Source organism: Arthrobacter sp. zg.Y820, assembly GCF_030125555.1.
GTDB lineage: Bacteria > Actinomycetota > Actinomycetes > Actinomycetales > Micrococcaceae > Arthrobacter_B.
On the sequence record NZ_JASKLX010000006.1, the window covers coordinates 48,908 to 62,808 of the forward strand.

Genomic DNA, 13,901 nt, shown 5'->3' on the forward strand with positions numbered 1-13,901 from the left:
CCGGCTAGTCTGCTCCGTTGGTTCCCGGCTGTCCCCGCCCGGATCGCCCCCGCCCGGATGCCCCCGCCCGCCCGCCCAGCCGGCCCGGAGCGTGGGCGGGTCGGGCCCAAATGGCACTTATTGCCGTTGACGCACTAGCCTTGGTTGTATGGCGGAATTTATCTACACGATGACCAAGGCCCGCAAGGCCGTTGGCGACAAAGTTATCCTCGACGACGTAAGCATGTCCTTCTACCCCGGTGCCAAGATCGGCGTGGTGGGTCCCAACGGTGCGGGTAAGTCCACCATCCTCAAAATCATGGCCGGACTGGATACCCCTTCCAACGGTGAGGCCCGGCTCAGCGCCGGCTACTCCGTGGGCATCCTGCTCCAGGAGCCGCCGCTGAATGAGGAAAAGACCGTACTCGGCAACGTCCAGGAGGGCGTTGGCGAGATCTATGCCAAAATCCAGCGGTTCAACGAAATTTCAGAAGCAATGTCCGAGCCGGACGCTGACTTTGACAGCCTGCTGGACGAAATGGGCAAGCTGCAGGAAGCCATTGACGCTGCCGATGCCTGGGATATTGATTCCCAGCTCGAGCAGGCCATGGACGCGCTGCGCTGCCCGCCGCCCGAAGCCGACGTCACACTTCTCTCCGGTGGTGAGCGCCGCCGCGTAGCGCTGTGCAAGCTTCTGCTGCAGAAGCCGGATCTGCTGCTCCTCGATGAGCCCACTAACCACTTGGACGCAGAGAGCGTTCTCTGGCTCGAGCAGCACCTGTCGGCTTACCACGGCGCCGTCCTGGCCGTGACCCACGACCGGTACTTCCTGGACCATGTTGCCCAGTGGATCGCCGAAGTGGACCGCGGACATCTTTACCCGTACGAGGGCAACTACTCCACGTACCTGGAAAAGAAGCGGGCACGACTGGAGGTCCAGGGCAAGAAGGACCAGAAGCTGGCCAAGCGCCTCACCGAGGAACTGGACTGGGTCCGTTCCAATGCCAAGGGACGCCAGACCAAGTCCAAGGCGCGTCTGGCCCGGTACGAGGAAATGGCTGCCGAGGCAGACCGCACCCGCAAGCTGGACTTCGAAGAAATCCAGATTCCGCCGGGCCCGCGTCTGGGTTCCCTGGTGCTGGAAGCCAAGGACCTGCAGAAGGGCTACGGCGACCGCCAGCTCATCGAGGGCCTGTCCTTCTCGCTGCCGCGCAACGGCATCGTTGGCGTGATCGGTCCGAACGGTGTGGGTAAGTCCACGCTGTTCAAGACGATCGTCGGCTTGGAAGAGCTCGACGGCGGTGAGCTGAAGATCGGCGAATCCGTCAAGATCTCCTACGTTGACCAGTCCCGCGGCGGCATCGATCCGGAAAAGAGCCTGTGGGAGGTTGTGTCCGATGGCCACGACTGGATCCAGGTTGGCCAGGTCGAAATGCCGTCCCGTGCCTATGTTTCCGCGTTCGGCTTCAAGGGCCCGGACCAGCAGAAGAAGGCCGGTGTGCTCTCCGGTGGTGAGCGCAACCGCCTGAACCTGGCAATGACGCTGAAGCAGGGCGGAAACCTGCTTCTGCTCGATGAGCCCACTAACGACCTCGACGTCGAAACGCTCTCCAGCCTGGAGAACGCCCTGCTGGAATTCCCCGGCTGCGCCGTGGTGGTCTCTCACGACCGGTGGTTCCTGGACCGCGTGTCCACCCACATCCTGGCCTACGAGGGCACCGAAGAGAACCCCGCGAACTGGTACTGGTTCGAGGGTAACTTCGAGGCCTACGAGCAGAACAAGATCGAGCGCCTGGGGCCTGATGCAGCCAAGCCGCACCGGGTCACCCACCGCCGTCTGACGCGCGACTAGGCAGAACGCGGTTCGTGCCTGCGAACTGAAAGAAGCACAAAAAGAACCCGCTCCGTGCAAACGGAGCGGGTTCTTTGCATCTGGTGAAACCCTAGGGCTGGTCGGGAACCCGGACCATGCCTTCCTGGGCGACGGTGGCGACGAGCTCGCCGGCCCGGTTGAAGATCCGGCCGCTGGCCAGGCCGCGGGCGCCGGAGGCGCTGGGGGATTCCTGGACGTACAGCAGCCAGTCATCTACGCGCAGCGGGCGGTGCCACCACATGGCGTGGTCGAGGCTGGCGATGGACATGCCCCGGGCGGACCAGGCCAGCCCGTGCCGGCGCAGGACCGATTCGAGCAGCGTGTAGTCGCTGGCGTAGGCCAGGGCGGCGCGGTGCAGGTTCTGATCATCGGGCAGCGGGCCGAAGGACTTCATCCAGACGGCGTTGCGGGCAACCTTGTCCGGTCCGGCCTCGAAATACACGGGCTTTTCCACGTGCCGGATATCCATCGGCCGCTGGTGGGACCAGGCCTTGGCCACCGGATGATCGATGCCCTTCAGCAGCTCCGCCGTGGTGGGCAGGGACTCCGGCTCCGGAATACCCTCCGGCATCTCCACCTGGTGATCCAGCCCCTCGCCGGGCACCTGGAAGGACGCGATCATGGACAGGATGGGAACGCCGTTCTGGTAGGCATGCGTTCTGCGGGCCGAAAATGAGCGGCCGTCGCGCAGCCGCTCGACACCGAAGGTGATGGGAACCTCCGTGTCTCCGGGGCGCAGGAAATAGGCGTGCATGGAGTGCATCAGGCGGTCGGGCTCCACCGTGTGGGTAGCGGCAACCAGCGACTGTCCCAGGACCTGTCCGCCGAAGACCCGCTTCTGCGGTTCCGGCCGTGATCCGCCGACAAAACTGTCCTCGTCCGTCTGCGTGCCGTCCGCAGGGCTGAGGGTCAGCAGACTCAGCAGGGAAGCAGTGGGATCGACGGTGTCGTCTAGCGCCATGGGGGGTTATTCTCCTCGGAAAAGCTCAGATGTAGGGGCCGCGTGGGTGCCGGTTCCCTCTTCGAGATTAGACGCCCCGCCGACAAGACCCAAGCCGGGCGTTTACCGTGCTGCCCCGCAGGTTTGAGAGGATGGGGTCATGCCTATCAACCGCTTTCCGATCCAGTTGCGCTTTGGCGACGAGGATTCCAACGGGCACGTGAACAATGTGCGCTTTGTCCAGTTCCTGGAAGAGGCGCGCGTGCGCCTGGGCCTGATGCCGCTGGGGGAGGAGCTATTCCCCGAAGCCGGAGGGCAGAGCTTCCGTTCCCTCACCTCCCGGGCCGGGATGGCGGTGGTGGCACGGCAGGAAATCGAATACCGGTCCCCGCTGGTATACCGGCAGGAGCCCGTCTGGGTGGACATCTGGGTGACCGGGATCGGCAGTTCCAGCCTGACGTACGGCTTTCGAATTGCCGACGACGACGGCGGCCGGGTTTATGCCTACGCGCAGAGCACACTGGTGATGGCCGATGCTGAAAGCGGCCGTCCCCAGCAATTGTCCGATCTGCAGGTCCGGGTTCTGGAGAGTTGGCGCGGGGAACCGGTCCCGTTCCGGGGCGGCAGTGCCGTGCCGGACCGCACGGGTGCCGCAGAGCCGAGCGGAGCTAACCGATGACCGCCCGGCCCGAAACACCTCCGACCGGACTGGTCCTCGCCGACCCGCAGGTCACCGCGGATCTTCGCACCTTCGTCATCCGTTCCCGCGCCGCCGACGACGGCGCGGTGCGGCTGCAGGCCGTCGGCAACGTGCTGGCCGCCTACGTCTGCGTTCTGCGGCCGCGGGCGCTGGGGGAGGACCTCCCCACGGTGTTGGGAATGCGCACCATGCCCTTGGCCGAGCCGGCCAGCCTCGACACCGTCGTGTCCCTGGCTTCCATTGCCGACCGGCTGGCACGAATGGGCGAAGCCGACACGGTGCTTCCGGTGCCGCCCATGACCGTCACCGAGAGCTGGACGGGCGTGGGCGCGCCGCGCAGCGGATGGGAACGCGGCGACGATGTTCCCTTCAAGCTGCTCGAGCAGGCGGCGCACCGGGGCATCCGGGAAGTCGCTGCGCTGGTCCCCGCCAGTGCCGGGGCGCCCGTCGTCAATACCGCCCGCGGCGCCGTCTGGGGGCGGCCTCTGCCGGATACCGCTGCTGCCATTCCCGCCGGAGCGGCGTTCGCGGCGCTGACGCTTGGCTTCCTCCCCGGAGAGGGCAGCGCTGCCGGCGGCAGCGCAGCGACCTTCAGGTGCGGCCGGTGGACCCGGCTGAGCATGCCCCGCGGCCATGTACTGGTGCGTTCGGCTTCCGTCCTGGAGTTCTGAGCGTCGGAGGCTCCCGCGCCGGGAACCAGGGCACGGGATCTAGGCGGAGTTGACCATGGAGTGGGCGGCGCGCTCCAGATAGTCCCACAGTGTTGCCTCGTGCAGCGGAGCCAGTTCCAGGGTGTCCACGGCGGCCCGCATGTGCTTGAGCCAGGCATCCCGGGCCTGGGGCGTGACGGTAAAAGGCATATGGCGCATCCGCAGCCTCGGGTGTCCCCGCTGGTCAGAATAGGTCCGCGGGCCGCCCCAGTACTGCTCGAGGAACAGCTGCAGGCGCTCCTTGGCCGCGGTCAGGTCCTCTTCGGGATACATGGGACGCATGAGCGGATCGTCGGCGACGCCGTCGTAAAAAGCGTCGACCAGCTTAGTGAAGGTTTCGTGCCCGCCGACGGCCTCAAAGAAGTTCTCGGTGTAGGTCGGCTGGGAAAATCCCGGCTGGCCGGACAGCGGCAGCCGGGAGGCTGCCGGAGGTGCGGGGGACACAGGCAGCGGGGGCCGGTTCTCGGAAGGTGTTGCCGGGGTGGTCACAATGAGTCTCCCTTGCTGGAAGCCGAGGCGGAGGAAACGGGTGCGGCAGGCGCGGCAGCTGCAGGTGCGGCGGCGTCGGCAGCCTTTGCCGGGCTCTGCTCCGGCTCACCGGCCGGATCAGAGAAGTCGCCCTGGGACCGGTTGCCGACCTTGGCCAGCTCGCCGTTGCGGATGTACCAGATGACGCCGCGGGCATCGACAATCCGGGTGATCCGGATGCCCACTGACTGGACGGTTCCGATGGTGTCGCCGACCTCAATCACGTCCCCGATGCCGTACTGGTCTTCAATGGTAATGAAGAATCCGGCCAGGGCGTCGCGGATGAGCTCGCGCGCACCGAAACCGAGGGTGATGCCGACAATACCCACGCTTGCGATGAGGGGCGCGACGTCAATGCCGACGGCCTGGAGGACCATGATGATCACTGTCGTCCAGATGAACAGGCTGACTGCACTGCGCAGGAGCGCGCCAATCGTGTCCGCACGCTGCGCCCGGCGCTTTTTGTCCAGGTTGCGCATGACCGGCGCGGCCCACTTCAGCTTCGAGGAGCTGAAGAGCGCGTAGCCCTTCTGGGCGCGCTGGACAACACGGTTGATCAGGAACGTTGCTGCCGTCCAGACAAGCAGGCCGATCAGAATAATGACACCGGCCTGGATCAGGCCGGGCCAGTCAAAGTTCTCGATCTTTATGGACGATGTTTCAATTTCTCCGGCGGTCAGCAACGGACGGTTACCATCCCTTTCGTGTGGGGAAGCAGGCTGCCGTACACGGAAGCATGCTGCGGGCACAGACAAGGCTACCGGGGTAGGCTCCGAACATGCGCATCCTTATTCTCGGCGGAACCGTCTTCCTTTCCCGTGAGGTCGCCCGGCAAGCTGTTGCCCGCGGCCATGATGTCACCTGCCTCGCCCGGGGCGAGTCGGGGCCGCCCGTGACCGGCGCGGACTTCGTGAGCGCTGACCGTGACGCCGGCGCAGCCGCATACGCAGAGCTCGACGGCGGCTGGGACGCAGTGATCGACGTCGCCCGCAAGCCGCAACAGGTCCGGGAAGCGCTCCTGGCGCTGGCGGGAAAAAGCAGCCACTGGTCCTTCGTGTCCAGCGCGTCGGTCTATGCAGCCCACGACAAGCCTGGCGCTGATGAAAGTGCCGAGCTGCTGGCACCGATGACCGCCGTTGACGGCGTGTACGCAGAGCCTGCGGACAACGAGTACGGCGAGGGCAAGGTCGCCTGCGAGAACCTGGTGCGGGACCTGGGCCCGGCCAAAACGCTGGTGACCCGTCCGGGCCTGATCGCGGGACCCGAAGATGACAGCGACCGATTCGGCTACTGGCCGGCACGCCTGGCCCAGGAACGCAGTCCGGTGCTGATCCCCGCCAACGCCGAAGTCATGACGCAGACCATCGACGTGCGCGACCTGGCACTGTGGCTCGTCACCGGCGCCGAGGAGGCCGTGACCGGCAATTACAACGTGATGGGGCCGTCGGTGCCGTTTGGCGAGCTGCTGACACTGGCTGCCGCTGCCTCCGGCTTCCACGGCAGCTTCCGCAGCGCCGATCCGCAGTGGCTGCATGAGCAGGGTGTGGCATATTGGGCCGGGAGCGAGTCGCTGCCGCTGTGGCTGCCGGAGAAGGGGTACGACGGGTTCTCCACCCGGTCCACCGCGTCCGCGCTGGCGGCCGGACTTAGCCTGCGCCCGGTCGAGCACACCATCCGTGACGTCCTCGGCGACGAGCAGGACCGCGGCCTGCACCGGGAACGGAAGTCCGGGCTTTCAGCTGCCCGGGAAACTGCTCTGCTGGCGGCCCTGGAGACGCTCTAGTCAGCTGCCCTCGATGGTGGTTTCGGGTTTGTGCAGCACCGGAAAGTTCACGCTGCGGGCAATGAAGCACAACCGGTTGGCTTCGGCATGCAGGCCCTCCGCTGCGGCTGTGGAATCGCCGGCGGCAACCGTTACCCGGGGGCGGAGCACGGCCCCGGTGAATTCACCGCTGCCGTCCCGGTTCAGCCGAAGGGTTCCCTCGGCGTCGTCGGCGTAGGCGAGGACGGTGATGCCGTTCTTCACCGCCACGTGCAGATAGGAAAGCATGTGGCACTGGGACAGCGCGGTGAGCAGCAGCTGCTCGGGGTTCCAGCGGTCGCGGTCGCCGTGGAACGTGGGGTCGGCAGTGCCGGCCAGATCCGGCAGTCCGTCGGCCCTGATGATGTGGTCGCGGCCGTAGCCCCGGTAGCTGGCAGTGCCCGTCCCGCGGTTCCCCGTCCACTCCAGGGAGATGGCGTAGCGGTGTTCGGAAAGATCCATAACTGCTGACCTTCTTCCTGGTCGGTGAAAAGACGCGTGGTGGGAACCGCCCGGCCCGGAGCCCCGCAGAATGCTGCGGGGCTCCGGGCCAGTGGTGATTTCTACTTGTCGGCTGCCTGCGCCTTCAAGGCGCGGACCACTCCGTCGCGGCTTTCCAGGATCAGGCGGCGCAGCGAAGGTGCTTCGTCGCCCAGGGACTCCAGGAAGGCATCCGTGGCATCCACGGTGGCCTGGGTGGTCAGCCGTGACGGGTACAGGCCCGTGACGATCTGCTGGGCGATTTCGTGCGTCCGCGAGCTCCAGACTTCGCGCACGGCAGCAAAGTACTTTTCGGCGTACGGCTCCAGCAACGCTGTGTCCTTCACCCGGCTGAAGCCGACGATCGCCGAACGCTGGGCGGCGTTGGGCATGTCGGTGCGCTCAACAATGGCTTCCCAGGCAGCCGCCTTGGCTTCAGCGGTGGGCAGAGCGGCACGGGCCATGGCGGCGGCGAGCTGTCCGGTGGCCGTGGCGTCCTTGTCCAGCTCTGCAACGATGTCGGCCTCGCCCATGCGCCCGCCGGCCACGAGGCCGGTCAGGAGTTCCCAGCGCAGGTCTGCGTCAATGTGCAGGCCCTCCAGGGTCTGGCTGCCGGAGAGCAGCCCGGCCAGCGAGTCCAGATGTTCTTCGGTCACGGCGTGCCCGGCGAAGGACTTCACGAACTGCAGCTGGGAGTCAGAGCCGGGCGCTGCCGCGCCGGCCAGATCCCACACGCTGTCGGCAGCTGCGGCGGTCATGGCCTCGCGGTCTGCCGGCGACACGTAGAAGGCCAGGGTGGTGGCCAGCTGACGCAGCAGCACCTGAACCACCGAGGAGTCGGATTCGGACCCGATGTTCTGCAGCACCAGTTCCACGTAGTTGCGGGCCGGGATCTCGCCGTCGCGCGTTGCGTCCCAGGCGGAAGCCCAGACGAGCGTGCGGGGCAGCGACTCGGAGATGTCCCGCAGCCGCCGGACAGCGGTGTGCTCCGACGCGGCGTCCAACCGGATCTTGGCGTACGCCAGGTCATCGTCATTCAGCAGCAGCAGGTCCGGACGCTGCCGGCCAACCAGCTCCGGCACGTCGGTGCGTTCGCCGTCGATGTCCAGCTCCAGGCGGTGGGTGCGGTGCAGCTTGCCGTCGTGCCCGACGTCGTAGAAACCGATCGCCAGCCGGTGCGGCCGCAGGGTCGGGTATTCAGGCACGGCGCTCTGGAGGATGCCGAAGGAGGTGATGGCGCCGTCGTCGTCCACCTCCAGTTCGGGCCGAAGCGTGTTCACGCCGGCGGTCTCGAGCCACAGCTCGGACCATTCCTTAAGGTCCCGCCCGCTGGCCGTTTCCAGCTCGGAGAGCAGGTCCTTGAGTTCGGTGTTGCCCCAGGCATGCTTGCCGAAGTACTCGCGCACCCCGGCCATGAACTGGTCCTGCCCCACCCAGGCTACGAGCTGCTTGAGCACTGAGGCACCCTTGGCGTAGGTGATGCCGTCGAAGTTCACCTGCACGTCTTCCAGATCACGGATCTCGGCGACGATCGGATGCGTGGTCGGAAGCTGGTCCTGGCGGTAGGCCCAGGCCTTTTCCATGGAAGCGAAAGTGGTCCACGACTGCTTGAATTCAGTGGCGTCCGCTGCGGCGAGGGTGGACATGAATTCCGCGAAGGACTCATTCAGCCAGAGGTCGTTCCACCAGCGCATCGTCACCAGGTCGCCGAACCACATGTGGGCCAGCTCGTGCAGGATGGTGACGGCGCGGCGCTCGACGGTGGCGTCGGGGACGCGGGAGCGGAAGACGTAGCTCTCGAGGAACGTCACCGCACCGGCGTTTTCCATCGCGCCGGCGTTGAACTCCGGCACGAAAAGCTGGTCGTATTTCTCGAACGGGTACGGTGTGCCGAACTGCTTTTCGTAGAATTCGAAGCCCTGCCGGGTCAGCTCGAACACGTTCTCGGCATCCAGATGCTGCATCAGCGACTTGCGGGCAAAGACGCCGAGCGGAATGGTGCGGCCGTCGGAGCTGGTGAGCTGGCTGCGCACGGACTGATACGGTCCGGCGATCAGCGCGGTGATGTAGGAAGAGATCCGCGGCGTCGGGTCGAACGACCAAGTGGCGTTCTTGCCGCCCTCTTCCAGGGAGCCGGCCGGAAGCGGCTCGGGGGTGGGGGAATTGGAAATAACGTCCCAGTGCGAGGGCGCAGTAACAGTGAAGCGGAAGGCTGCCTTCAGGTCCGGCTGCTCGAACACGGTAAACATGCGGCGGGAGTCCGGGACCTCGAACTGGGAGTACAGGTACACCTCGTTGTCCACCGGATCCACGAAACGGTGCAGGCCTTCGCCGGTGTTCATGTAGAAGGCATCGGCCTCGACAACGAGCTCATTGGACGCGGCAAGCTTGGGCAGCTGGATGCGGACGCCGTCGGACACCTCGGCGACATCCAAATCCACGCCGTTCAGAGTGACGCGGTGGACCGCTGCGGTGACGGCGTCGATGAACGTGGAAGCGCCCTGCCGGGCGGAGAACCGAACCACGGTGGTGCTGCCGAAGACCTCATCCCCGCGGGTGAGGTCCAGATTCACGTCATAGGAATCGACACTGATCAGTTCTGCGCGTTCACGGGCTTCGGAGCGCGTGAGATTCATACCTGGCAAGGTGTTGCCTTTCCAATATGCGAAGGGGTGTCTGCCGGCCCGTGGAAATCGGCTTGGCGACTTTAAACAATTGCAACATTGTCTCACTGGTTGGCGCTCAGAAAAGAAAGGAACTGCATATTGGCGGCAGAAAATTGCTGGGTGCTGGCGGCCGCCCCGCCGGTGCCGGTGACTGCTCTGCCCATTATTTGTGCCCGCCGGTCAGCGGCTAGGCTGGTACCGCAGGATTTCCCCACCACACGAAACGGATGGAACATGCGCGTCCACATAGCAACCGACCACGCGGGCATGGAACTCAGTGCCCACCTTCTGGCTCACCTTCGGGACAAGGGCTACGACATGGTGGACCACGGCCCGCAGGCTTACGACGCCGAGGACGATTACCCGGAGTTCTGCATCGCTGCCGCCGAAGCCGTGGTGGTCGATCAGCAGAGCGGTATCGACTCTTTGGGCATCGTGCTGGGAGGCTCGGGCAACGGTGAGCAGATCGCCGCCAACAAGGTCCGCGGCATCCGTGCGGCGCTCGCCTGGAATCTGTCCACCGCCAAACTGGCCCGCGAGCACAACGACGCCAACGTGATCGCCGTCGGCGGCCGCCAGCACACGGTGGACGAAGCCACGGAAATCATCGAGGCGTTCCTGGCGGAGCCTTACAGCAACGCCGAGCGCCACAACCGCCGGATCGCAAAAATCGCCGAATATGAAACCACCGGAACCATCGCGGGCTCCTGATGCCTGAGGTGTCCTGATGCCGGAAGGGCATTCGATTCACCGGCTCGCCCGGCAGTTCAGCTCGGTGTTTGCCGGGCAACGGCTTGAAGTGTCCAGTCCGCAGGGACGGTTCTCCGCGGGAGCTGCCCGGCTCGACGGCCGGGTTCTGGTTGATGCGGCGGCGCACGGCAAGCAGCTCTTCCTGGGCTTCGACAATGACCTGTTCCTGCGCATCCACCTCGGTCTCTACGGTGCCTTCGATTTCGGCGGTGACTCGACCTTTCTGGGAGCATCCAGCATCGGTGCACCGCGGAAGGTGGGGGAGCGGGAGGTAGCTTCCGAGGACGACGGCGCCGCCTATGCAGGTCCGCCTGCTCCCAAGGGCGCGGTCCGTGTTCGTCTGGTGTCGCCGCACGGCTGGGCGGACCTTCGCGGCCCCACGGCATGTGAGGTGATCACCGACGCCGAGCGCGCCGCAGTCGTTGCGCGCCTCGGCCCCGACCCGCTGCAGGACGGCGCCGATGAAGCAGACTTTATTGCCCGGCTCCGCCGGCGTGCTTCTCCGGTGGGCTTGCTGCTGATGAATCAGGAGATCCTGGCCGGGGTCGGCAACGTCTACCGTGCAGAGGTGCTCTTCCTGCAGCGGCTCTCGCCCTGGCGCTTGGGCCGGGATGTGAGGGAGGACGAAGCGGCGGCGCTGTGGGCTGACATTGTCTCCGTTATGCACGACGGCGTAGCCCAAGGCAGGATCATCACCACCTTGCCGGCAGACCGGGAGAGCCAGGCCGATCCGGTCCCCCGCGAGGAAGCGCATTATGTCTATCAGCGCACCGGCCTGCCCTGCCGGCGGTGCGGCATGACCGTTGCCGGCACCGAGATGGGTGCCCGCAAGCTCTACTGGTGTCCGGTCTGCCAGGAGCACTGACAGAAGCGGAGTCATGGTGCCGGCAGCATCGGCGCTGTGGAAGCACGGGAAGCAGCAGATGATTGCGGGAGTTGCGGCGCCGTGGACCGGTAGGTGTGTCCGGTAGGAGTGATTGTGTCCACTGTGTGGCGGTCCGGTTGGCGATCCCCGACCGCGTTTGCGCTCCAGCCTGGTGCTTCCTTGGCTTGGTTGCAGGCCTCGCAGAGTCCTTGAATGTTCTCGGCACTGGTTGGTCCGCCCTCGCGGACGGGGGTGATGTGGTCGTAGTGGCGGATCGGTGCTCCGCACCACGGGGTTCGGCAGATCTGGTCGCGGGCTGCGATCAGCCGGGCCAGGCCGCCGGGGACGAGGCGTGCCCGGGAATCCATCGCGGTCAGTTGCCCCGAGTTCGGGGCGACGTAGAGCCGGCGGAGCCAGACTTCGGTGCGCGGATCCGGCCGCCGCGCCACCGTACCCCAGCCGGCTGTGGCGCTGCCCGGATCACGGGCCCAGTTAGGGGCCGGATTAGGGGCGGGACCACGGGCCGGGTTACGGGCGGGACCATGGGCCTGATTAGGGGCAGGACCACGGGCCGGTTTAGGGGCGGGACCCCGGTCCTGGTCTCTGTCCCCGGGATCCGGTCTGTCCGGGCTGGGATCGTCCGGAACCGGGTTGGGACCGCGGATCAGGTCCCGGGCCCACTGCGCGGGAATGATTCCGTATCCGGCTAGCACGGCCGGTTCGGCTCCGTCGGGCACGAAAGATTCCAGTTGCCGGCCGGCTGCTATCCCGCCAAAGCTCGCGGTCCCGGGGTCTTTGGTGTCCGCAGATGTCCTGGCAGCGTCCAGCTCCGCAGCCGTGTCCGCAACTGTATTCGTGCCCGTGTCCGTATTTGTGCCCGTGCCCGTGTCTGTGTCTGTGTCTGTGTCTGTGTTTGTGTTTGTGTCTGGGGGCAGGATGCCGTGCAGCAGGGTCCGGTCCGTCATGATCAGTTGCACCTCGACCCGCACGTCCTCGGCCCGGGCCTGTCCGGTGGTGCGTTCCACGAGGGTGTCGGCCATAATCTGGCCCTTCGTCCGCGGGTCCCCGGACGCCCGCAGCCGGTCCGCGTCCCGGGTTAGCGCCGCGAACACGCCCACCCCTTGCGCCACCGGCAGCAGCGCGGTCAGATACGTCATGGTGTCCGGGGCCGGACGGCAGGACACATACCGTTGGGAAACGGCATGCGCGGCACGGTTGACCACGGCATGCGGGTCCAGACCGTAGGACAGGGACTTGATCCGGGCGATCAGCTTCCGGTCTCCGAGCTGTTCCAGGTCCGCGGGGTTCCCGGCGATCTGTTCATCGACTTTCTGCCGGTCGGCCAGGGTCAGGCAGGCGGTCTCGCGGACCAGGAGCGTGGCCCGCCACTCGTTGATCACCCCGGTGGAGAGGGCGTGCAGGGTGTGCGGCATTTCGGTGGTCAGGATCCTTGCCAGGCCCAGCAGTTTGGCACCGTTATGCGGAGAGTCCCGGCGCGCCAGGGCCAGTTGCGCTGCCACACCCCGACCCAGCTGCTCGGCCTTCAGACCGGCCCGGGCCTGGGCGCGGCGGGTGGAAGCGTCAAAGGCCGCCGCGGCCTTGGCCTGGGCGGCGGCGATGACGCACTTCAATTCCTCCAACGCCCGGATCTCGTTGATCAGGCAGACCCGCTCCGCGGCCTCCAAACCCTCCACACCCCTGGCGACTCCTGCTGCGGCTCCTTTCGAAGCCCCGGAGGCCGTCAACGACCCAGTGCTCAACGCGTTGGGCGACGCACTGGAAGCGTCGGGGCCGGGAGCTCGGCTGTCGTCTTTGCCAGCTGGGGAGTAGTACATGTCTTCTATTTTAGTGATCCGAACCACAGTTACCGCGGTGGGCCATTACTGGACACTTACTCGAAAATCCACCTGGCACTGTGAACTGCTGCTGAACTGAGGATGGCGAGGAGGCACCCCGGTCCGAGAGTTACATCTAGCCCCGCGGCTCCAGGCAATCGGCACACAGTCCGCGCAGGACCACCTGGGCGGAATCCACTCGGGCTCCCGGGATGTTCATGTCCAGCAGCGGCGGGACCTCGCTGCCCGCAGGGACATCGGTGATTGTTCCGCAATCGCGGCACAGGAAATGGTGGTGATCGCTGCCGCGCAGCTCGTACAGGGTGGTTCCGGGGCCGGCCTGCACCACTTGGACAAGTCCGGCATCCACCAGTGCCCGCAGGGCGTTGTAGACGCTTGTGCGCTGGACGGTTCCGCCGTCGGCTGCGAGCATCCCGGCCAGATCATCCGCTGACCTGTGCCCTCCGGACACCGCGAGAGCGCGATATACGTCGAGACGGGGGATGGTCGCACGGAGCCCTTCGTGCCGCAGAGCCGCACTGACCTGGAGTGCGGTGAGCGCCGGTCCGGCAGGGCCTGCGTGGGCAGTCGTTTGGGCCATCTCATTCACCTCCGCGGAACTGGGTTGGATCGTGGCAAGAGTTTAGCGGCCCGGACGGCGCAAAAAGCACAGGCGCGCAAGACGCAGGTTCCCGGGTCCCGGTTCCCAAGCACGGGCGCCAGGCCCCAAAGTTCTAGGCTCCCAACACGCTGGCTCCCAACACGCTGGCTCCC

13 protein-coding genes are annotated in these 13,901 nt (G+C 66.1%); 6 read left to right on the forward strand and 7 right to left on the reverse strand.

The genetic code is table 11. The features are described from left to right. The first annotated feature begins 148 nt into the window (after positions 1-148). Positions 149-1,831: an energy-dependent translational throttle protein EttA gene (gene ettA, locus QNN99_RS05450; RefSeq protein WP_229965402.1), complete on the forward strand. Its 1,683-nt coding sequence runs from the start codon at positions 149-151 to the stop codon at positions 1,829-1,831. 91 nt (positions 1,832-1,922) lie between these two features. Here ettA and QNN99_RS05455 read toward each other — a convergent pair whose 3' ends face one another. Then, complete coding sequence (locus QNN99_RS05455) at positions 1,923-2,813, reverse strand: acyl-CoA thioesterase (RefSeq protein ID WP_229965403.1); 891 nt, start codon at positions 2,811-2,813, stop codon at positions 1,923-1,925. A 139-nt stretch (positions 2,814-2,952) separates the two neighbouring features. Here QNN99_RS05455 and QNN99_RS05460 point away from each other — a divergent pair, with 139 nt between their 5' ends. Both QNN99_RS05460 and QNN99_RS05465 read left to right on the forward strand, forming a co-directional pair. Then, entirely contained in the window at positions 2,953-3,471 is a 519-nt protein-coding gene (locus tag QNN99_RS05460) for an acyl-CoA thioesterase (protein ID WP_229965404.1), read from the forward strand. Beyond that, positions 3,468-4,163, forward strand: coding sequence for a DUF8185 domain-containing protein (locus tag QNN99_RS05465; RefSeq protein ID WP_229965405.1), 696 nt, complete (start codon positions 3,468-3,470; stop codon positions 4,161-4,163). The genes QNN99_RS05460 and QNN99_RS05465 overlap by 4 nt, the downstream gene beginning before the upstream one ends. Positions 4,164-4,202: 39 nt before the next feature. On the opposite strand, the gene QNN99_RS05470 is transcribed toward QNN99_RS05465, so the two are convergent. Both QNN99_RS05470 and QNN99_RS05475 read right to left on the reverse strand, forming a co-directional pair. After that, positions 4,203-4,616 (reverse strand): globin, encoded by a 414-nt coding sequence (locus QNN99_RS05470; RefSeq protein WP_269439166.1) that lies wholly within the window; start codon positions 4,614-4,616, stop codon positions 4,203-4,205. A 71-nt stretch (positions 4,617-4,687) separates the two neighbouring features. Continuing rightward, on the reverse strand, positions 4,688-5,413 hold the full coding sequence (locus QNN99_RS05475; protein ID WP_229965406.1) for a mechanosensitive ion channel family protein: 726 nt from the start codon (positions 5,411-5,413) through the stop codon (positions 4,688-4,690). 95 nt (positions 5,414-5,508) lie between these two features. Between QNN99_RS05475 and QNN99_RS05480 the strand changes: the two genes are divergently transcribed. After that, complete coding sequence (locus tag QNN99_RS05480; protein ID WP_229965407.1) at positions 5,509-6,513, forward strand: NAD-dependent epimerase/dehydratase family protein; 1,005 nt, start codon at positions 5,509-5,511, stop codon at positions 6,511-6,513. Here QNN99_RS05480 and QNN99_RS05485 read toward each other — a convergent pair whose 3' ends face one another. Together QNN99_RS05485 and pepN are read right to left on the reverse strand one after the other, a co-directional pair. Then, a complete protein-coding gene (locus QNN99_RS05485; protein WP_229965408.1) occupies positions 6,514-6,993 on the reverse strand; it encodes an OsmC family protein in 480 nt (159 codons plus the stop codon). Positions 6,994-7,094: 101 nt separating this feature from the next. After that, positions 7,095-9,647 (reverse strand): aminopeptidase N, encoded by a 2,553-nt coding sequence (gene pepN / locus QNN99_RS05490; RefSeq protein WP_229965409.1) that lies wholly within the window; start codon positions 9,645-9,647, stop codon positions 7,095-7,097. Between the two features lie 264 nt (positions 9,648-9,911). Here pepN and QNN99_RS05495 point away from each other — a divergent pair, with 264 nt between their 5' ends. Together QNN99_RS05495 and QNN99_RS05500 are read left to right on the forward strand one after the other, a co-directional pair. Beyond that, a complete protein-coding gene (locus QNN99_RS05495; protein WP_229965410.1) occupies positions 9,912-10,388 on the forward strand; it encodes a ribose-5-phosphate isomerase in 477 nt (158 codons plus the stop codon). A gap of 16 nt (positions 10,389-10,404) precedes the next feature. Next, positions 10,405-11,292: an Fpg/Nei family DNA glycosylase gene (locus QNN99_RS05500; RefSeq protein ID WP_229965411.1), complete on the forward strand. Its 888-nt coding sequence runs from the start codon at positions 10,405-10,407 to the stop codon at positions 11,290-11,292. A gap of 11 nt (positions 11,293-11,303) precedes the next feature. Here QNN99_RS05500 and QNN99_RS05505 read toward each other — a convergent pair whose 3' ends face one another. Next, positions 11,304-12,986: an HNH endonuclease gene (locus tag QNN99_RS05505; protein WP_229965412.1), complete on the reverse strand. Its 1,683-nt coding sequence runs from the start codon at positions 12,984-12,986 to the stop codon at positions 11,304-11,306. Positions 12,987-13,263: 277 nt separating this feature from the next. After that, a complete protein-coding gene (locus QNN99_RS05510; protein ID WP_229965413.1) occupies positions 13,264-13,728 on the reverse strand; it encodes a Fur family transcriptional regulator in 465 nt (154 codons plus the stop codon). Between the last annotated feature and the right edge of the window lie 173 nt (positions 13,729-13,901).